We start from the raw sequence: 17,536 nt of genomic DNA, 5'->3' as shown, positions 1-17,536 counted from the left end.
TTACAGCACCTCCGGCGCGAGCGAGATGATCTTCATGAACTTCTTCTCGCGCAGCTCCCGGCCCACCGGGCCGAAGATGCGGGTGCCGCGGGGGTCGCCATCGTTCTTGAGGATGACGGCCGCGTTCTCGTCGAAGCGGATGTACGAGCCGTCCTGACGACGACGCTCCTTGACGGTGCGCACGACGACAGCCTTGACGACGTCGCCCTTCTTCACGTTGCCACCGGGGATCGCGTCCTTGACGGTGGCGACGATGACGTCACCGATACCCGCGTAGCGGCGACCGGAGCCACCGAGCACACGGATGCAAAGGATTTCCTTCGCACCAGTGTTGTCGGCGACGCGCAGTCGCGACTCCTGCTGGATCACGTCTATCTCCTGATCGTCTGCCGGTTCCCGGTGAGGGGGCCCCTCGCGGGGCGCCCCTCACCGAGCCTGGCGGAACTGTCCTGAGCCGAAAAGCTCAGAAATTACTTGGCCTTCTCAAGGATCTCGACGATGCGCCAGCGCTTGCTCGCCGACAGCGGACGCGTCTCCATGATGAGGACGCGGTCGCCGACACCGGCAGCGTTCTGCTCGTCGTGCGCCTTGAGCTTGTTGGTACGGCGGATGACCTTGCCGTACAGCGCGTGCTTCACACGGTCCTCGACAGCGACGACGACGGTCTTGTCCATCTTGTCGCTGACGACCAGACCCTCACGGGTCTTGCGGAAACCGCGCTGCTCAGTCGTCTCAGTCACATTCTTCTCGCTCATCAGACGCTCTCCACCGTCTCGATGCCCAGCTCGCGCTCGCGCATCAGGGTGTAGATCCGGGCGATGTCCTTACGGACGGACTTGAGCCGACCGTGGTTCTCGAGCTGGCCCGTCGCCGCCTGGAAGCGGAGGTTGAACAGCTCTTCCTTGGCTTCGCGGAGCTTGTTGAGCAGCTCCTCGTCACCCAGCTCGCGCAGTTCGGACGCCTTGGTTCCGGCCGACATCACGCCTCACCTGCCTCGCGCCGGACGATGCGGCACTTCATCGGGAGCTTGTGAGCGGCTCGGGTGAGCGCCTCACGAGCAATCTTCTCGTTCGGGTAGGACAGCTCGAACATCACCCGGCCCGGGTGAACGTTCGCGACCCACCACTCCGGAGAACCCTTACCGGAACCCATGCGGGTCTCGGCAGGCTTCTTCGTCAGCGGGCGGTCCGGGTAGATGTTGATCCAGACCTTGCCGCCACGCTTGATGTGGCGGGTCATCGCGATACGAGCCGCCTCGATCTGGCGGTTGGTCACGTACGCCGGCGTGAGGGCCTGAATGCCGTACTCGCCGAACGCAACCGTCGTACCACCCTTGGCCATACCGCGGCGCTTGGGGTGGTGCTGCTTGCGGTGCTTGACCCTACGGGGGATCAGCATGTCGGTCAGGCCTCCGTTCCGGTGCTCTCAGCCGGAGCGGCAGCGGCGGGAGCCTCGGCCTTGGGGGCCTCGGCAGCCGGCGCAGCCTGCTGCGGCTTGCGGCCGCGACCGCCACGCTCGCCGCCACGGCCACCGCGGCCACCGGCCGGACGGTCGTTGGCGCCACCACGGGCCGGGCGGTTACCCGCACGGGCCGCTGCGTTCTCGGCGCGAACCTCGGCGATGTTCTTGACATCGCCCTTGTAGATCCAGACCTTCACGCCGATGCGGCCGAAGGTCGTCTTGGCCTCGAAGAAGCCGTAGTCGATGTTCGCGCGCAGGGTGTGCAGCGGCACACGGCCTTCGCGGTAGAACTCCGAGCGGGACATCTCGGCGCCGCCGAGACGGCCACCGCACTGGATCTTGATGCCCTTGGCGCCGGCCTTCATCGTGCCCTGCATGCTCTTGCGCATGGCACGACGGAAGGAGACGCGGGAGGAGAGCTGCTCGGCGACGGCCTGAGCAACCAGCTGAGCGTCCATCTCGGGGTTCTTGACCTCGAGGATGTTCAGCTGGACCTGCTTGCCCGTGAGCTTCTCGAGGTCGCCGCGGATGCGGTCGGCCTCGGCGCCACGGCGGCCGATGACGATGCCGGGACGCGCGGTGTGGATGTCCACCCGCACGCGGTCACGGGTGCGCTCGATCTCAACCTTCGAGATGCCGGCGCGCTCCATGCCGGACGTCATCATCCGACGGATGGCGACGTCTTCCTTGACGTAGTCCTTGTACAGCTTGTCGGCGTACCAGCGGGACTTGAAGTCCGTGGTGATACCGAGCCGGAACCCATGCGGGTTAACCTTCTGGCCCATTACCGGGTTCCTTCCTTGCTGCTGACGACCACGGTGATGTGGCTGGTCCGCTTACGGATCCGGTAGGCACGGCCCTGAGCACGCGGACGGAACCGCTTCAGGGTCGGACCCTCGTCCACAAACGCCTCGCTGATGAACAGCGAAGAGGCGTCCGTGTGGTCGTAGTTGTGCGCGGCGTTGGCAATGGCGCTGTCCAGCACCTTGCCGACCGGCACGCTCGCGGCCTGCGGGGCGAAACGCAGGACCGCCTGAGCCTCCGTGGCATCCATGCCACGGATAAGGTCCACCACTCGGCGGGCCTTCATGGGCGTGACGCGGATGTACCGCGCCTGGGCCCTGGCTTCCATGGTTGTCCCTTCGGTGTAAGTCATAGTCGTTCCCACCCCGCGTTAGCGGCGCTTCGACTTCCGGTCGTCCTTGACGTGGCCGCGGAAGGTGCGAGTCGGCGAGAACTCGCCGAGCTTGTGGCCGACCATCGACTCGGAGACAAACACCGGGACGTGGGTCTTGCCGTTGTGCACCGCGATCGTGTGGCCGAGCATGGCCGGGATGATCATCGAGCGACGGGACCAGGTCTTGATGACGTTCTTGGTACCAGCTTCGTTCTGAGCGTCCACCTTCTTGATGAGGTGTCCGTCGACGAAGGGTCCCTTCTTGAGACTGCGCGGCATCTAAACCCGCTCCTAGCGCTTCTTGTTCGTCTTGCGGCGGCGGACGATGTACTTGCTCGATGCCTTCTTCGGCGAGCGAGTACGACCCTCCTTCTGACCCCACGGGGAGACCGGGTGGCGACCACCACTGGTCTTGCCCTCACCACCACCGTGCGGGTGGTCAACCGGGTTCATCGCGACACCGCGGACGGTCGGGCGGACGCCCTTCCAGCGCATGCGGCCGGCCTTGCCCCAGTTGATGTTCGACTGCTCGGCGTTGCCGACCTCGCCGATGGTGGCGCGGCAGCGGGCGTCGACCAGGCGAATTTCGCCGGACGGCATACGAAGGTGGGCCATCGTGCCCTCCTTCGCCAGCAGCTGCACCGAAGCACCCGCGGAGCGGGCGAACTTCGCGCCGCCGCCGGGACGCAGCTCGATGGCGTGGATGGTCGTACCGACCGGGATGTTGCGCAGCGCCAGGTTGTTGCCCGGCTTGATGTCGGCCCCGGGGCCGTTCTCAACGCGGTCACCCTGGCTCAGGCCACGGGGCGCGATGATGTAGCGCTTCTCGCCGTCTGCGTAGTGCAGGAGCGCGATGCGCGCGGTGCGGTTCGGGTCGTACTCGATGTGAGCGACCTTGGCCGGCACGCCGTCCTTGTCGTGACGACGGAAGTCGATCACGCGGTAGGCGCGCTTGTGGCCACCGCCCTGGTGACGGACGGTCACACGACCGGTGTTGTTACGGCCGCCCTTGCTGTGCAGGGGGCGGACCAGCGACTTCTCCGGCGTGGACCGCGTGATCTCGACGAAGTCGGCGACGCTGGAGCCACGACGGCCCGGAGTCGTCGGCTTGTACTTGCGGATACCCATTTCTCAGTCCTCGTCCGATATTCGGACCAGGGCGCTCCGTTAGGAGGCCTGGCCGAAGATGTCGATACGGTCGCCCTCAGCAAGGGTCACGATGGCGCGCTTGGTGTCGGCGCGCTTGCCGAAACCGGTCTTCGTGCGCTTGCGCTTGCCCTGGCGGTTGATCGTGTTGACCCCGGTGACCTTGACCGAGAAGACCGCTTCCACGGCCTGCTTGATCTGGGTCTTGTTGGAGCCCGGCTTGACGATGAACGTGTACTTGTTCTCGTCGAGCAGCGCGTAGCTCTTCTCGGAAACAACCGGCTTGACGAGAATGTCGCGCGGGTCCGTGAAGGTCTTGCTGGTGATCTCGGACATCAGCCCTCGTTCCCTTCGGTCTCAGCGGCCTTGGGGCCAGACACGAAGGACTCGAAAGCGGCCTGGGTGAAGACCACGTCGTCCGAAACGAGCACGTCGTACGTGTTCAGCTGGCCCGGCTCCAGGATGTGAACCTGGGGCAGGTTGCGGGCGGACAGCCACGCGGCCTCGTCGGCGCGGTCGACGACCAGGAGCAGGTTCTTGCGCTCCGAGATCTTGCCGAACAGCGTCTTGGCGGCCTTCGTGGAAGCCGTTCCCTCGACCACGCCGGTGACGACGTGGATGCGGGAGTGGCGAGCCCGGTCGGAGAGGGCACCGCGCAGCGCGGCGACCTTCATCTTCTTCGGGGTCCGCTGCGAGTAGTCACGCGGCTGCGGGCCGTGGACGACGCCACCGCCGGCGAACTGCGGCGCACGGGTCGAACCCTGACGGGCGCGGCCGGTGCCCTTCTGGCGGTAAGGCTTCTTGCCACCGCCGCGGACTTCGCCACGGGTCTTGGTCTTGTGCGTGCCCTGGCGGGCAGCGGCCAGCTGTGCGACAACGACCTGGTGGATCAGCGGAACGCTGGTCTTCGCGTCGAAGATCTCCGCGGGGAGCTCGACGGTCCCGGCCTTGTCGCCAGCCGGCGAAAGGATGTCAATGGTGCTCATCGGTTACCTCAGGCCCCCTTGGCCGCGGTACGGACCAGGACGAGGCCGCCGTTCGGACCGGGGACCGCGCCCTTGATGAGCAGCAGACCCTTCTCCGCGTCAACAGCGTGGACGGTCAGGTTCTGGGTGGTCACACGCTCGTTGCCCATGCGGCCCGCCATGCGGAGGCCCTTGAACACACGGCCAGGGGTGGCGCAGCCACCGATGGAACCGGGCGAGCGGTGCTTGCGCTGGGTGCCGTGACCGGCGCCCAGGCCCTTGAAGTTGTGACGCTTCATGACACCGGCGAAGCCCTTGCCCTTGCTCTTGCCCGTGACGTCGACCTTGACGCCGGACTCGAACACGTCGGCAGTGATCTCCTGGCCCAGCGTGTACTCGCTGGCGTCAGGGGTACGGAGCTCCACCAGGTGGCGGCGCGGGGTCACGTCGGCCTTGGCGAAGTGACCCTTGAGGGGCTTGTTCACCTTGCGCGGGTCGATCTCGCCGAAGGCGATCTGAACCGACTCGTAGCCGTCGACGTCGTTCGTGCGCACCTGCGTCACGACACACGGCCCAGCCTTGACGACGGTCACCGGGACGACCCGGTTGTTCTCGTCCCAGACCTGGGTCATGCCGAGCTTCTCGCCCAGGACGCCCTTGATGTTCTTGGTCATCTTGGTCGTCACCTCAGAGCTTGATCTCGATGTCGACACCGGCCGGGAGGTCGAGGCGCATGAGCGAGTCAACCGTCTTCGGCGTGGGGTCGAGGATGTCGATGAGGCGCTTGTGCGTGCGCATCTCGAAGTGCTCGCGCGAGTCCTTGTACTTGTGCGGCGACTTGATGACGCAGTACACGTTCTTCTCAGTGGGCAGCGGCACCGGGCCCGCGACCGACGCACCAGTGCGGGTCACCGTCTCGACGATCTTCTTCGCCGAGGAGTCGATGACCTCGTGGTCGTAGGCCTTGAGCCGGATGCGGATCTTCTGTCCCGCCATGGCTACCTAGTAGTCCTTTGTCTCGTAACGCTCTGGAACCCAGGGGTTCTACCGACTCTGTCTCCGACCCACGCGGTCGGGCGTGTCGCACTCCCTCTACGCAGAAATCCCATCAGGATTTCCCAACCAAGGGGATGCGGGCCGTGGACCGCGAAGCCGAGGGCAGAACACCCACCGGGCGCCTGGTCGGCACCCCGCTGACACTTCCCGGAAGATTCCCGTACGTCCGCCTCAGCGCTGCCGCGAGCGGCAGTTGGGGCGACGAGTACTGTGGGACTCGCTTCCGGTCCTCCCGGCGGGAGGCGCGCAGCATCGGCACTCAACCGAGCAACCCCGACAGTCTGCCATACGGGGCCATGGCCTGGCCAATCGCAGCGGGGAAGCGTACCCCACGTCACATGCGCTCACGCATCCGGTACGGGGCATGCGCGATCCGGGCCGGGCCTGGGCACCTTCACGGACCCTGCCCACGACCCCCCGTAGGGCGCCCGCGCCCGCCCCGCCGCCCGGACAGCCGCCAGCGCCCGAGCGGCCCGGACGACCGCGCACGGTGCAGAGAGACGCCTCCACGGGCCTCCTCGACCGCCCCTCCACGCGCCCCCCTCGACCGCCCCGGAGCCCCTCGCCCTCCACCCCCGCCCGGTGGACGAACCCCGCCAGTGCCTACCTGCTGCTCCCTGCCAGTAACCCGGCGTCATCGCCCGCGCCGTCGCCCGCTCCACCCGCACTCGCATGCGCCAACTCCCCCTGAATGCAAGCTAGTTGCCTGGCCACGGCAAGCCCAAGGAGTCCCTCCCGTCAGCCCCGCGCTCGGGCGACGGCAACCACACACGCACCGGCCGGGCACACGATCCCGGCCGAGTCCCCGCATCCGCCTCCACCCCGCCCCGCCCCGCAACCCCCTCGGTAGCATCGCCCATGCCCCCCGCCCCCAGCAGGACGTCAAAGAAGCGGACGGAACGTACGTGCACGACGTAAGCGGCCCCGCGAGGCCAAGGCCCACCCGTCGCGCGGTTCTCGGGACCGCGGCCGCCGCCGGCCTCGCCGTCGGCGTCGCGGGGTGCTCCGTGCCCTCGCCCGCCCGCGCGGACCGGGCGGCCTCCGTCGCCCCGCTCGCCGCCCCCCGCAAGCCCCTGCTGCTGCAGATCCTCGCGCACCCCGACGACGACCTGTACTTCATGAACCCGGACACCCAGCACACCCTGGACTCCGGCGTTCCGCTCGTCAGCGTGTACGTCACCGGAGGCGAGGCCAACGGGGACAACCGGGTGGTGAGTGACACCAGCCCGCCCGTGTACGACAAGGCCGCCTACTCCTCCGCCCGGCACCAAGGGCTCCGGCAGGCGTACGCCACCATCCTCGGGCTCGACAAGTACACCCCGTGGCAGAAGTCCGTCGCCGAGCTGCGCGGCGGGCACCGCGCCGAGGTCAACCGGCTCCAACACCGGGGCCGCAGCGTGGAGTTGGTGTTCCTGAACACCGCCATGCACACCCCGCTCGGCGGCCGGATGGGGCTGCCGAGCCTCTGGCAGGACCGCAGTCTCCAGCTGCCCGTCGTCATCGCCACCGGGTCCCCGCTCACCCGGGCCAGGGCGTACACGTACGACGACATGGTCGAGGTGCTGGCGGGGATCCTGGAGGACTACTCCCCCACGCTCGTCCAGACCCTCGACCCCGATCCCGACATCCAGCACAGCTCCCCCGCCGAGCGCTCGCACGATTCCGAGCAGCCGGGGTACGCCGATCACGCCGACCACACCGCCGCCGCCTCCTTCGCCTGGGCCGCGATGATCCGGCACGCCGAGCGGGGGAACTCGTTCCTCGCCACCGCCTACCGCGCCTACTACAACCGGCACTGGCCCAAGAACCTCCCCCCGAAGGTGCTCGCCGAGAAGGCCGCTCATCTCGTTCCGTACGGGGGAGACAAAGGGTGGCAGTGCGGGAATCCGGGGGGCTGCGGGGACTACAACGTCGGGGGTGACCGGCCGCTCACCAACTGGAAGGGGTGGGTCCGCTCGACCCACTACCGCCATCCCGGCGCCCGGCTGGTCGTCTCCGAGGACGCCGCCTACGGCGTGCTCGGGCTGCGGGCCGTGCGGTGGAGCCGGAACCCCGACGACAGCTGGGGAGCCCCGCAGGACCTCGGCGGTTCGCCGCTCGCTCCGGTCCTCGGCGGTACGACGCTGCCCGACGGGCGGCAACTGCTCTTCGCGCTGCGCTTCTCCTCGCTCCAGGGGCGGGGCGGCGCCAACACCCGCGAGGTCGTCCTCCTCGAACAGACCCGTACCGGTGGGGAGTTCGGCGCCTGGAAGGGCCTGGGCAATCCCGAGCGGGGGGACGACCGGGGGCGGCGGATCGGTCCGCCCGTCGCCGTCACCGCGCCGGACGGGCGCGTCCACCTCTTCGTGCGCAACGCGGACCGGGGCGTCAGCACCCGCGTCCGGGAAGCGGGCGGCGCCTGGTCGCCCTGGCGCGACCTCGGCGGGGAGTCCGTGCAGGAGGGGCTGAGCACCGTCGTGGACGGACGCGGGCGCGTGCACGTCTTCGCGGCCGGCGCCGACACGGTGCACCACTGGGCCCAGCCCGCCCCCGGCAAGCCGCTCGCCCCCGCCCCGTCCCGGCTGCCGCTCGCCGTCGACGCGGTGGCCCCGGTCCCGCTGGGCGACGGCGTACAGCTCCTGTACCGCACCTCGGCCGACCCGAAGAAGGCCCGCCAGGACCCCGGCTCCCCCGCCTCCCCGCACCTCCTCTCCGTCCAGCTGGACGGGCGGTCCGCCACGCCCGTCGCGCTCGACGGGTACGGGCCGGTCGGTGCCGCCGGCGGTCATGTGCTGGGCAAGGACGAGAAGGGGCTCGTCCAACTGGCAAGCGGCGGGCGGGTGTTGAAGCGGACGCGGGGTGTCGTGCCCGTCGATCTGCCGACGCTGTACGTCCGTGACGGGCGGGCGCTCGCCGTGGGACTCGGGGTGGACGCCGCCCCCTGGTCCTGGCGCCCCTGACCCCGTACAAGACGAAGAGCCCCGCACCTTTCGGTGCGGGGCTCTTCTTGGTGCTCTGTGCGGAGCAACCAGGTCAGACGGTCAAGTAATTACTTGACGATCTTGACGACCTGGCCGGCGCCCACGGTCCGACCACCCTCACGGATGGCGAACTTCAGGCCCTCCTCCATGGCGACCGGCTGAATCAGCGAGACGTTCATGGCGGTGTTGTCGCCCGGCATGACCATCTCGGTGCCCTCGGGGAGGGTAACGACGCCGGTCACGTCCGTGGTACGGAAGTAGAACTGCGGGCGGTAGTTGTTGAAGAACGGCGTGTGGCGGCCACCCTCGTCCTTGGAGAGGATGTAGGCCTGGGCCTCAAACTCGGTGTGCGGCGTGACCGAACCGGGCTTGATGATGACCTGGCCGCGCTCGACGTCCTCGCGCTTGATGCCACGAAGCAGCAGACCGACGTTCTCACCGGCCTGGCCCTCGTCGAGCAGCTTGCGGAACATCTCGATGCCGGTGACCGTGGTGGTGGTCTTCTCGGTCTTGATACCGACGATGTCGACGGTCTCGTTGACCTTCAGGACACCACGCTCGATACGACCAGTGACGACGGTGCCACGACCGGTGATCGTGAAGACGTCCTCGATCGGCATCAGGAACGGCTTGTCGACGTCACGCTCGGGCTGCGGAATGGACTCGTCGACGGCCTTCATCAGGTCGAGAACGGTCTGGCCCCACTTGGCGTCGCCCTCAAGAGCCTTGAGCGCCGAGACCTGGACGACCGGAAGGTCGTCGCCCGGGAACTCGTACTCGGAGAGGAGCTCACGGACCTCGAGCTCGACGAGCTCCAGGATCTCCTCGTCGTCCACCATGTCGGCCTTGTTCAGGGCGACGACGATGTACGGAACGCCGACCTGGCGGGCCAGGAGCACGTGCTCCTTGGTCTGCGGCATCGGGCCGTCGGTGGCGGCAACCACGAGGATCGCGCCGTCCATCTGCGCGGCACCCGTGATCATGTTCTTGATGTAGTCCGCGTGACCGGGGCAGTCGACGTGGGCGTAGTGACGCGACTCGGTCTGGTACTCGACGTGCGCGATCGAGATCGTGATACCGCGCTGGCGCTCCTCAGGAGCCTTGTCGATCTGGTCGAAGGCCGAGGCCTCGTTCAGGTCCGGGTACGCGTCGTGCAGCACCTTGGTAATGGCGGCCGTGAGGGTCGTCTTACCGTGGTCAATGTGACCGATGGTGCCGATGTTGACGTGCGGCTTAGTCCGCTCGAACTTCGCCTTCGCCACTGAGTCCTCCTGTGGAGTGGTTCTGTACGCCTTGCTTCATCGGCGCCAGGTGATCTTTGCTGGGATGCCGGGGCCCGGGGCATTCACCGTAAACCTGATGGTTTACGCCGAATGCCCCAGTGGCTCCGGTGACAAGCCTAAAGCGTGAACTCGGAAGAGTTACTCGCCCTTGGCCTTCGCGATGATCTCCTCGGCGACGTTCCGCGGAACCTCGGCGTAGGAGTCGAACTGCATCGAGTAGCTTGCGCGACCCGAGGTCTTGCTGCGGAGGTCGCCGACGTAGCCGAACATCTCCGAGAGGGGCACGAGGCCCTTCACGACGCGGGCGCCGCTGCGCTCCTCCATGGCCTGGATCTGGCCACGGCGGGAGTTGATGTCACCGATGACTTCACCCATGTAGTCCTCGGGCGTGACGACCTCGACGGCCATCATCGGCTCAAGGAGCACGGGGGAAGCCTTGCGCGCGGCCTCCTTGAAGGCCTGCGAACCGGCGATCTTGAACGCGAGCTCGGAGGAGTCGACCTCGTGGTAGCCACCGTCGAGAAGGATGACGCGGACGCCAGTCATCTCGTAGCCGGCCAGGATGCCGAACTGCATGGCCTCCTGCGCACCCGCGTCCACCGACGGGATGTACTCCCGGGGGATGCGGCCACCGGTGACCTTGTTCACGAACTCGTACGACGCCTCGCCGCCCTCGATGGGCTCGATCGCGATCTGCACCTTGGCGAACTGACCGGTACCACCGGTCTGCTTCTTGTGGGTGTAGTCCACGCGCTCGACGGTCTTGCGGATCGTCTCGCGGTACGCGACCTGCGGCTTGCCGACGTTCGCCTCGACCTTGAACTCGCGACGCATGCGGTCGACGAGGACGTCGAGGTGAAGCTCGCCCATACCACCGATGATGGTCTGGCCGGTCTCCTCGTCCGAGTGCACCTGGAAGGAGGGGTCCTCCTCCGCGAGACGCTGGATGGCGACACCCAGCTTCTCCTGGTCACCCTTGGACTTGGGCTCGATGGCGACCTGGATCACCGGCGCCGGGAAGTCCATGGACTCCAGGATCACCGGGGACTTGTCGTCGCACAGCGTCTCACCGGTGGTGGTCTGCTTCAGGCCCATGACGGCGACGATGTCACCGGCGCCCACCGACTCGATCTCCTCACGCTTGTTCGCGTGCATGCGGTAGATCTTGCCGATGCGCTCCTTCTTGCCCTTGACGGAGTTCAGCACCGAGGTGCCGGCCTCCAGGCGACCGGAGTAGATCCGGATGAAGGTGAGCTTGCCCAGGTGCGGGTCGCTCGCGATCTTGAACGCGAGGGCGGCCAGCGGCTCGTCGTCGGACGGCTTGCGCTTGACGACGGCCTCCGGGTCCTTGACGTCGTGGCCCTCGATGGCCTCGACGTCCAGGGGGGAAGGCAGGTAACGGACCACGGCGTCGAGCAGGGGCTGAACGCCCTTGTTCTTGAACGCGGTGCCGCAGAACACGGGGGTGACGGTGGTGTCGCCGCCCTTGCCGGACGCGATGGTGATTCGACGCACCGCGGCGTACAGCTGCTCCTCGGTGGGCTCGACGCCCTCAAGGAAGAGCTCCATGATCTCTTCGTCGTTCTCCGCGACGGTCTCGACCAGCTTGCCGCGCCACTCCTCAGCGGCCTCGGTGTGCGTGGCCGGGATGTCGACGACGTCGTACATCTCGCCCTTGGTGGCCTCGGCGGACCAGACAAGAGCCTTCATACGAACGAGGTCGACGACGCCCTCGAAGTTGGCCTCGGCACCGATCGGCAGCTGCATGACGATCGGGGTCGCGCCGAGGCGGTCCACGATCATGTCCACGCAGCGGTGGAACTCGGCGCCGGTGCGGTCGAGCTTGTTGACGAAGCAGATACGCGGAACGCCGTAACGGTCGGCCTGACGCCAGACCGTCTCGGACTGCGGCTCCACACCGGCGACACCGTCGAACACGGTGACGGCACCGTCGAGGACGCGGAGCGAACGCTCCACCTCGACCGTGAAGTCCACGTGGCCCGGGGTGTCGATGATGTTGATGGTGTGGTCGACGTCCTCAAGCGGCCAGTGGCAGGTCGTCGCGGCGGACGTGATGGTGATGCCGCGCTCCTGCTCCTGCTCCATCCAGTCCATCGTGGCAGCGCCGTCGTGGACCTCACCGATCTTGTACGAGACACCGGTGTAGAACAGGATCCGCTCGGTGGTGGTCGTCTTGCCCGCGTCGATGTGAGCCATGATCCCGATGTTGCGGACCTTGGCCAGGTCAAGTGAAGTGGTAGCCATATCGGCTCAGTCTTCTCTCGGTCTCGATGTGGGTTGCGACTACCAGCGGTAGTGCGCGAAGGCCTTGTTGGACTCGGCCATCTTGTGGGTGTCCTCGCGCTTCTTGACCGCAGCGCCGAGGCCGTTGGAGGCGTCGAGCAGCTCGTTCATGAGGCGTTCGGTCATGGTCTTCTCACGGCGGGCGCGGGAGTAACCCACGATCCAGCGGAGCGAGAGGGTGGCGGCGCGACCGGGCTTGACCTCGATCGGCACCTGGTAGGTGGCGCCACCGACACGGCGGGACTTGACCTCGAGGGACGGCTTGACGTTCTCGAGGGCGCGCTTCAGCGTGATGACCGGGTCAGCGCCGGTCTTCTCGCGGAGGCCTTCCATGGCGCCGTAGACGATGCGCTCGGCGGTGGAGCGCTTGCCGTCCAGGAGGATCTTGTTGATCAGCGAGGTGACAAGAGGAGAGCTGTAGACCGGGTCGATGATGACCGGGCGCTTCGGGGCGGGGCCCTTACGAGGCATTCTTACTTCTCCTTCTTGGCGCCGTAGCGGCTGCGGGCCTGCTTGCGGTTCTTGACACCCTGGGTGTCGAGCGAACCGCGGATGATCTTGTAGCGAACACCCGGCAGGTCCTTCACACGGCCACCACGCACGAGCACGATCGAGTGCTCCTGCAGGTTGTGTCCCTCACCCGGGATGTAGGCCGTGACCTCGATGCCGGAGGTCAGACGCACACGCGCGACCTTACGGAGCGCCGAGTTCGGCTTCTTCGGGGTGGTCGTGAACACACGCGTGCAGACGCCGCGACGCTGGGGCGAACCCTCGAGCGCGGGCGTCTTGTTCTTCTCGACCTTGTCCTGCCGGCCCTTCCGGACCAGCTGCTGGATCGTAGGCACTACTTCTCCGGTTTCTGTGTGCCGTAGTAAAACTAACCTGGAACACGTCACCGACCCACGCGGTCGGGTGTGTCGAATACTGCACACTGCCGCCCGAGGGCAGAAGAGGCGCAGATTGCGGTAGCCGGTCTAGGAGCTCGCCCTGCGGACGTAGGCACGCAGCGGAGCCCAGGCACACCCCAGGCACAAGGTCTGAGCGTACCTACCTCATCGACTTGGGTCAAAACAAATGGCCACGCACGGGGCCCCGTACCCAGTGGGACATGTCACCGCATAACCTTCCGGCCCGGCCGCTGAGACGAACCGTCTCAGCAGGCGGCCATTCGGCCTCTCGCCGGGTCGGAGAACCCCGAAGGGCGCCCACCCCGCGGCTGCGGGGTGGGCGCCCTTCGGTGGACGTACGCCTTACTGGTTGTACGGACCGTAGTCGTAGTCCTCCAGCGGGACGGCCTGGCCGGAGCCCGTGCCGAACGGCGAGTAGTCGATGTCGTCGTAGCCGACGGCCGAGTACATCGCGGCCTTGGCCTCCTCGGTCGGCTCGACCCGGATGTTGCGGTAGCGGGACAGGCCCGTACCGGCCGGGATGAGCTTACCGATGATGACGTTCTCCTTGAGGCCGATCAGGGAGTCGGACTTGGCGTTGATCGCCGCGTCCGTCAGAACCCTGGTCGTCTCCTGGAAGGACGCCGCCGACAGCCACGACTCGGTGGCGAGCGAGGCCTTGGTGATACCCATCAGCTGCGGACGGCCGGAGGCGGGGTGACCGCCCTCGGTGACCACACGACGGTTCTCGGTCTCGAACTTCGACCGCTCGACCAGCTCGCCCGGCAGCAGCTCCGCGTCGCCGGACTCGATGATCGTCACTCGGCGCAGCATCTGCCGGATGATGATCTCGATGTGCTTGTCGTGGATCGACACGCCCTGCGAGTTGTAGACCTTCTGGACTTCGCCGACCAGGTGGACCTGGACCGCGCGCTGACCGAGGATCCGCAGCACGTCGTGCGGGTTGGTGGCACCGACGGTGAGCTTCTGGCCCACCTCGACCGCGTCGCCCTCGCCCACGAGCAGACGGGCACGCTTGGAGATCGGGAACGCCGTCTCCTCGCTGCCGTCGTCCGGGGTGACGACGATCTTCTTGGTCTTCTCGGTCTCCTCGATGCGGACGCGGCCCTTGGCCTCCGAGATCGGGGCGACACCCTTGGGCGTACGGGCCTCGAAGAGCTCGACGACACGCGGCAGACCCTGCGTGATGTCGTCACCGGCCACACCACCGGTGTGGAAGGTACGCATCGTCAGCTGGGTACCCGGCTCACCGATGGACTGGGCGGCGATGATGCCGACCGCCTCACCGATGTCGACCAGCTTGCCGGTGGCCAGGGAGCGGCCGTAGCAGAAGGCACAGGTGCCGACCGCGGACTCGCAGGTCAGGACCGAGCGGGTCTTGACCTCCTCGACACCGGCGCCGACGAGGGCGTCGATGAGCACGTCACCGAGGTCCACGTTGGCCGGCGCGATGACCTTGCCGTCGACGACGACGTCCTCGGCGAGCATGCGGGCGTAGACGGAGGTCTCGACGTCCTCGGTCTTGCGCAGCACGCCGTCGGCGCCCCGCTCCGCGATCTTGAGCTTGAGGCCACGGTCGGTGCCGCAGTCCTCCTCGCGGATGATGACGTCCTGCGAGACGTCCACCAGACGACGGGTCAGGTAACCCGAGTCGGCGGTACGCAGGGCGGTGTCGGCGAGACCCTTACGGGCACCGTGGGTCGAGATGAAGTACTCAAGCACGGTCAGGCCCTCGCGGAACGAGGCCTTGATCGGACGCGGGATGGTCTCGTTCTTCGCGTTCGACACCAGACCACGCATACCCGCGATCTGACGCATCTGCATCATGTTTCCTCGGGCACCCGAGTCAACCATCATGAAGATGGGGTTCGTCTTGGGGAAGTTCGCGTTCATCGCCTCGGCAACCTCGTTGGTCGCCTTGGTCCAGATCGCGATGAGCTCCTGCGTGCGCTCGTCCTTGGTGATCAGACCGCGCTCGTACTGCTTCTGGACCTTCTCGTCCTGCGCCTCGTAGCCCGCGACGATCGCCTTCTTGGCCTCGGGGACCACGACGTCGGAGATGGCCACGGTGACACCGGAACGGGTCGCCCAGTAGAAGCCGGCCGCCTTCAGGTTGTCGAGCGTCGCCGCCACGATGACCTTGGGGTAGCGCTCGGCGAGGTCGTTGACGATCTCGGAGAGCTGCTTCTTGCCCACCGAGTAGTCGACGAACGGGTAGTCCTCGGGCAGCAGCTCGTTGAAGAGCGCGCGGCCCAGCGACGTACGCAGCCGGAACGAGTCGCCCTGCTGCCAGGTCGTCTCGCCCTCCTCCTCGGCCGGCGGGGTCCAGCCACGCGGCGGGACGGTGCCGATCGGGAAGCGGATGTCGACCTTCGCCTGGAGCGAGAGCTCCCGGGCGTCGAACGCCATGATCGCCTCGGCGGTCGAGTTGAAGGCACGACCGGCGCCCTTCACCTCGCGCTCCTCTTCGTCCGTGGTGAGGAAGAAGAGGCCGAGCACCATGTCCTGGGTCGGCATGGTGACGGGACGACCGTCGGCCGGCTTCAGGATGTTGTTCGAGGACAGCATCAGGATGCGGGCCTCGGCCTGCGCCTCCGCGGAGAGCGGCAGGTGGACGGCCATCTGGTCACCGTCGAAGTCCGCGTTGAACGCGGTGCAGACGAGCGGGTGGATCTGGATGGCCTTGCCCTCGACCAGCTGGGGCTCGAAGGCCTGGATGCCGAGGCGGTGCAGGGTGGGCGCACGGTTCAGCAGCACCGGGTGCTCGGCGATGACCTCTTCGAGGACGTCGTACACCACGGTGCGGCCGCGCTCGACCATGCGCTTGGCCGACTTGATGTTCTGCGCGTGGTTCAGGTCCACCAGGCGCTTCATCACGAACGGCTTGAAGAGCTCAAGGGCCATGGCCTTGGGCAGACCGCACTGGTGCAGCTTGAGCTGCGGACCGACGACGATCACGGAACGCGCGGAGTAGTCCACACGCTTGCCGAGAAGGTTCTGACGGAATCGACCCTGCTTGCCCTTCAGCATGTCGCTGAGGGACTTCAGCGGGCGGTTGCCGGGGCCCGTGACCGGGCGGCCGCGACGACCGTTGTCGAAGAGCGCGTCAACGGCCTCCTGAAGCATGCGCTTCTCGTTGTTGACGATGATCTCGGGAGCGCCGAGGTCGAGGAGCCGCTTCAGACGGTTGTTGCGGTTGATCACGCGGCGGTACAGGTCGTTCAGGTCGGAGGTCGCGAAGCGGCCACCGTCCAGCTGCACCATCGGACGCAGGTCCGGCGGGATGACCGGCACGCAGTCGAGCACCATGCCCTTGGGGCTGTTGCTGGTCTGCAGGAACGCGGAGACGACCTTGAGGCGCTTGAGCGCACGGGTCTTCTTCTGGCCCTTGCCGGTGCGGATGATCTCGCGGAGGCGCTCGGCCTCCTCGTCCAGGTCGAAGGTCTCCAGGCGCTTCTGCAGGGCAGCGGCACCCATCGAGCCGTCGAAGTACGTGCCGAAACGGTCACGCAGCTCGCGGTAGAGCAGCTCGTCGCCCTCAAGGTCCTGGACCTTGAGGTTCTTGAAGCGGCTCCACACCTCGTCGAGACGGTCGATCTCGCGCTGCGAACGGTCGCGCAGCTGCTTCATCTCGCGCTCGGCACCCTCGCGCACCTTGCGGCGCACGTCGGCCTTGGCACCCTCGGCCTCAAGCTCGGCGAGGTCCGTCTCAAGCTTCTTGGCGCGGGCTTCGAGGTCCGAGTCGCGACGGTTCTCGATCTGCTGACGCTCGACGGAGACGTGCGCCTCCAGCGACGGCAGGTCGCGCGTACGGCGCTCCTCGTCCACGAACGTGATCATGTACGCGGCGAAGTAGATGACCTTTTCAAGGTCCTTCGGCGCGAGGTCGAGCAGGTAGCCAAGACGCGACGGAACGCCCTTGAAGTACCAGATGTGGGTCACGGGAGCGGCAAGCTCGATGTGGCCCATCCGCTCGCGGCGCACCTTGGCACGCGTGACCTCTACGCCACAGCGCTCACAGATGATGCCCTTGAAGCGGACGCGCTTGTACTTGCCGCAGTAGCACTCCCAGTCCCGGGTCGGACCGAAGATCTTCTCGCAGAAGAGTCCGTCCTTTTCGGGCTTGAGGGTGCGGTAGTTGATGGTCTCCGGCTTCTTGACCTCACCGTGGGACCACTGACGAATGTCGTCAGCAGTGGCGAGGCCGATCCGCAGCTCGTCGAAGAAGTTGACGTCGAGCACTTGTCGTCAATCCCTCTTTCGGGGTCGATTCTTC

18 protein-coding genes are annotated in these 17,536 nt (G+C 66.9%); 1 reads left to right on the top strand and 17 read right to left on the bottom strand.

The window, feature by feature from the left end:
* The 12 genes from rplN to rpsJ all read right to left on the bottom strand — a co-directional run bounded on the left by rplN (nt 1) and on the right by rpsJ (nt 5,745).
* On the bottom strand, nt 1–369 hold the full coding sequence (gene rplN, locus ACIQ8J_RS08550) for a 50S ribosomal protein L14 (protein WP_053727611.1): 369 nt from the start codon (nt 367–369) through the stop codon (nt 1–3).
* Nucleotides 370–470: 101 nt separating this feature from the next.
* Nucleotides 471–755, bottom strand: coding sequence for a 30S ribosomal protein S17 (gene rpsQ, locus ACIQ8J_RS08545; protein ID WP_008739702.1), 285 nt, complete (start codon nt 753–755; stop codon nt 471–473).
* The gene (gene rpmC / locus ACIQ8J_RS08540; protein WP_015610729.1) at nt 755–979 is read right to left on the bottom strand and encodes a 50S ribosomal protein L29; all 225 of its coding nucleotides are present in this window, start codon (nt 977–979) and stop codon (nt 755–757) included. The genes rpsQ and rpmC overlap by 1 nt, the downstream gene beginning before the upstream one ends.
* The gene (rplP, locus tag ACIQ8J_RS08535) at nt 979–1,398 is read right to left on the bottom strand and encodes a 50S ribosomal protein L16 (RefSeq protein WP_053727610.1); all 420 of its coding nucleotides are present in this window, start codon (nt 1,396–1,398) and stop codon (nt 979–981) included. The genes rpmC and rplP overlap by 1 nt, the downstream gene beginning before the upstream one ends.
* A 5-nt stretch (nt 1,399–1,403) precedes the next feature.
* Nucleotides 1,404–2,246 carry a 30S ribosomal protein S3 gene (gene rpsC, locus ACIQ8J_RS08530; RefSeq protein WP_053727609.1) on the bottom strand — a complete coding sequence of 281 codons (843 nt, stop codon included), beginning with the start codon at nt 2,244–2,246 and terminating at the stop codon, nt 1,404–1,406.
* Nucleotides 2,246–2,593 (bottom strand): 50S ribosomal protein L22, encoded by a 348-nt coding sequence (rplV, locus tag ACIQ8J_RS08525; RefSeq protein WP_030359020.1) that lies wholly within the window; start codon nt 2,591–2,593, stop codon nt 2,246–2,248. The genes rpsC and rplV overlap by 1 nt, the downstream gene beginning before the upstream one ends.
* Nucleotides 2,594–2,635: 42 nt before the next feature.
* Complete coding sequence (gene rpsS / locus ACIQ8J_RS08520; protein WP_053727608.1) at nt 2,636–2,917, bottom strand: 30S ribosomal protein S19; 282 nt, start codon at nt 2,915–2,917, stop codon at nt 2,636–2,638.
* 12 nt (nt 2,918–2,929) lie between these two features.
* Entirely contained in the window at nt 2,930–3,766 is an 837-nt protein-coding gene (rplB, locus tag ACIQ8J_RS08515) for a 50S ribosomal protein L2 (RefSeq protein WP_114037186.1), read from the bottom strand.
* Nucleotides 3,767–3,805: 39 nt separating this feature from the next.
* On the bottom strand, nt 3,806–4,120 hold the full coding sequence (gene rplW / locus ACIQ8J_RS08510) for a 50S ribosomal protein L23 (protein WP_403268344.1): 315 nt from the start codon (nt 4,118–4,120) through the stop codon (nt 3,806–3,808).
* On the bottom strand, nt 4,120–4,770 hold the full coding sequence (gene rplD, locus ACIQ8J_RS08505) for a 50S ribosomal protein L4 (RefSeq protein WP_403268342.1): 651 nt from the start codon (nt 4,768–4,770) through the stop codon (nt 4,120–4,122). Before rplD ends, rplW begins: the two co-directional genes overlap by 1 nt.
* A gap of 8 nt (nt 4,771–4,778) precedes the next feature.
* A complete protein-coding gene (gene rplC, locus ACIQ8J_RS08500; protein ID WP_403268339.1) occupies nt 4,779–5,423 on the bottom strand; it encodes a 50S ribosomal protein L3 in 645 nt (214 codons plus the stop codon).
* A gap of 13 nt (nt 5,424–5,436) precedes the next feature.
* Complete coding sequence (gene rpsJ, locus ACIQ8J_RS08495; protein WP_003948644.1) at nt 5,437–5,745, bottom strand: 30S ribosomal protein S10; 309 nt, start codon at nt 5,743–5,745, stop codon at nt 5,437–5,439.
* Between the two features lie 965 nt (nt 5,746–6,710).
* Here rpsJ and ACIQ8J_RS08490 point away from each other — a divergent pair.
* On the top strand, nt 6,711–8,744 hold the full coding sequence (locus ACIQ8J_RS08490) for a PIG-L family deacetylase (protein ID WP_403268336.1): 2,034 nt from the start codon (nt 6,711–6,713) through the stop codon (nt 8,742–8,744).
* A gap of 89 nt (nt 8,745–8,833) precedes the next feature.
* Here the strand turns inward: ACIQ8J_RS08490 and tuf are convergent, their stop codons facing one another.
* The 5 genes from tuf to ACIQ8J_RS08465 all read right to left on the bottom strand — a co-directional run bounded on the left by tuf (nt 8,834) and on the right by ACIQ8J_RS08465 (nt 17,502).
* Nucleotides 8,834–10,027: an elongation factor Tu gene (tuf, locus tag ACIQ8J_RS08485; RefSeq protein ID WP_403268333.1), complete on the bottom strand. Its 1,194-nt coding sequence runs from the start codon at nt 10,025–10,027 to the stop codon at nt 8,834–8,836.
* A gap of 159 nt (nt 10,028–10,186) precedes the next feature.
* Nucleotides 10,187–12,313, bottom strand: coding sequence for an elongation factor G (fusA, locus tag ACIQ8J_RS08480; RefSeq protein ID WP_403268330.1), 2,127 nt, complete (start codon nt 12,311–12,313; stop codon nt 10,187–10,189).
* 39 nt (nt 12,314–12,352) lie between these two features.
* Nucleotides 12,353–12,823 (bottom strand): 30S ribosomal protein S7, encoded by a 471-nt coding sequence (rpsG, locus tag ACIQ8J_RS08475; protein ID WP_014154599.1) that lies wholly within the window; start codon nt 12,821–12,823, stop codon nt 12,353–12,355.
* Between the two features lie 2 nt (nt 12,824–12,825).
* Nucleotides 12,826–13,197: a 30S ribosomal protein S12 gene (rpsL, locus tag ACIQ8J_RS08470; RefSeq protein ID WP_003948652.1), complete on the bottom strand. Its 372-nt coding sequence runs from the start codon at nt 13,195–13,197 to the stop codon at nt 12,826–12,828.
* Between the two features lie 405 nt (nt 13,198–13,602).
* Complete coding sequence (locus tag ACIQ8J_RS08465; protein WP_403268326.1) at nt 13,603–17,502, bottom strand: DNA-directed RNA polymerase subunit beta'; 3,900 nt, start codon at nt 17,500–17,502, stop codon at nt 13,603–13,605.
* Nucleotides 17,503–17,536: the final 34 nt, after the last annotated feature.

It is taken from the genome of Streptomyces sp. NPDC094147 (genome assembly GCF_044764265.1).
In the GTDB taxonomy this organism is placed as follows: Bacteria; Actinomycetota; Actinomycetes; order Streptomycetales; family Streptomycetaceae; genus Streptomyces.
Note: the sequence above shows the minus strand (reverse complement) of the source record. Positions and strands in the feature narration are given on the sequence as shown.

What these genes read in the sequence shown, in the direction of transcription:
- rplV (WP_030359020.1), bottom strand. Translation starts at nt 2,593, where the DNA reads ATGGAAGCCAGGGCCCAGGCGCGGTACATCCGCGTCACGCCCATGAAG.
- rplC (WP_403268339.1), bottom strand. Translation starts at nt 5,423, where the DNA reads ATGACCAAGAACATCAAGGGCGTCCTGGGCGAGAAGCTCGGCATGACC.
- rpsJ (WP_003948644.1), bottom strand. Translation starts at nt 5,745, where the DNA reads ATGGCGGGACAGAAGATCCGCATCCGGCTCAAGGCCTACGACCACGAG.
- rplD (WP_403268342.1), bottom strand. Translation starts at nt 4,770, where the DNA reads ATGAGCACCATTGACATCCTTTCGCCGGCTGGCGACAAGGCCGGGACC.
- rpsC (WP_053727609.1), bottom strand. Translation starts at nt 2,246, where the DNA reads ATGGGCCAGAAGGTTAACCCGCATGGGTTCCGGCTCGGTATCACCACG.
- rplP (WP_053727610.1), bottom strand. Translation starts at nt 1,398, where the DNA reads ATGCTGATCCCCCGTAGGGTCAAGCACCGCAAGCAGCACCACCCCAAG.
- rpsG (WP_014154599.1), bottom strand. Translation starts at nt 12,823, where the DNA reads ATGCCTCGTAAGGGCCCCGCCCCGAAGCGCCCGGTCATCATCGACCCG.
- rpsS (WP_053727608.1), bottom strand. Translation starts at nt 2,917, where the DNA reads ATGCCGCGCAGTCTCAAGAAGGGACCCTTCGTCGACGGACACCTCATC.
- rpmC (WP_015610729.1), bottom strand. Translation starts at nt 979, where the DNA reads ATGTCGGCCGGAACCAAGGCGTCCGAACTGCGCGAGCTGGGTGACGAG.
- rplW (WP_403268344.1), bottom strand. Translation starts at nt 4,120, where the DNA reads ATGTCCGAGATCACCAGCAAGACCTTCACGGACCCGCGCGACATTCTC.
- fusA (WP_403268330.1), bottom strand. Translation starts at nt 12,313, where the DNA reads ATGGCTACCACTTCACTTGACCTGGCCAAGGTCCGCAACATCGGGATC.
- rpsQ (WP_008739702.1), bottom strand. Translation starts at nt 755, where the DNA reads ATGAGCGAGAAGAATGTGACTGAGACGACTGAGCAGCGCGGTTTCCGC.
- rplB (WP_114037186.1), bottom strand. Translation starts at nt 3,766, where the DNA reads ATGGGTATCCGCAAGTACAAGCCGACGACTCCGGGCCGTCGTGGCTCC.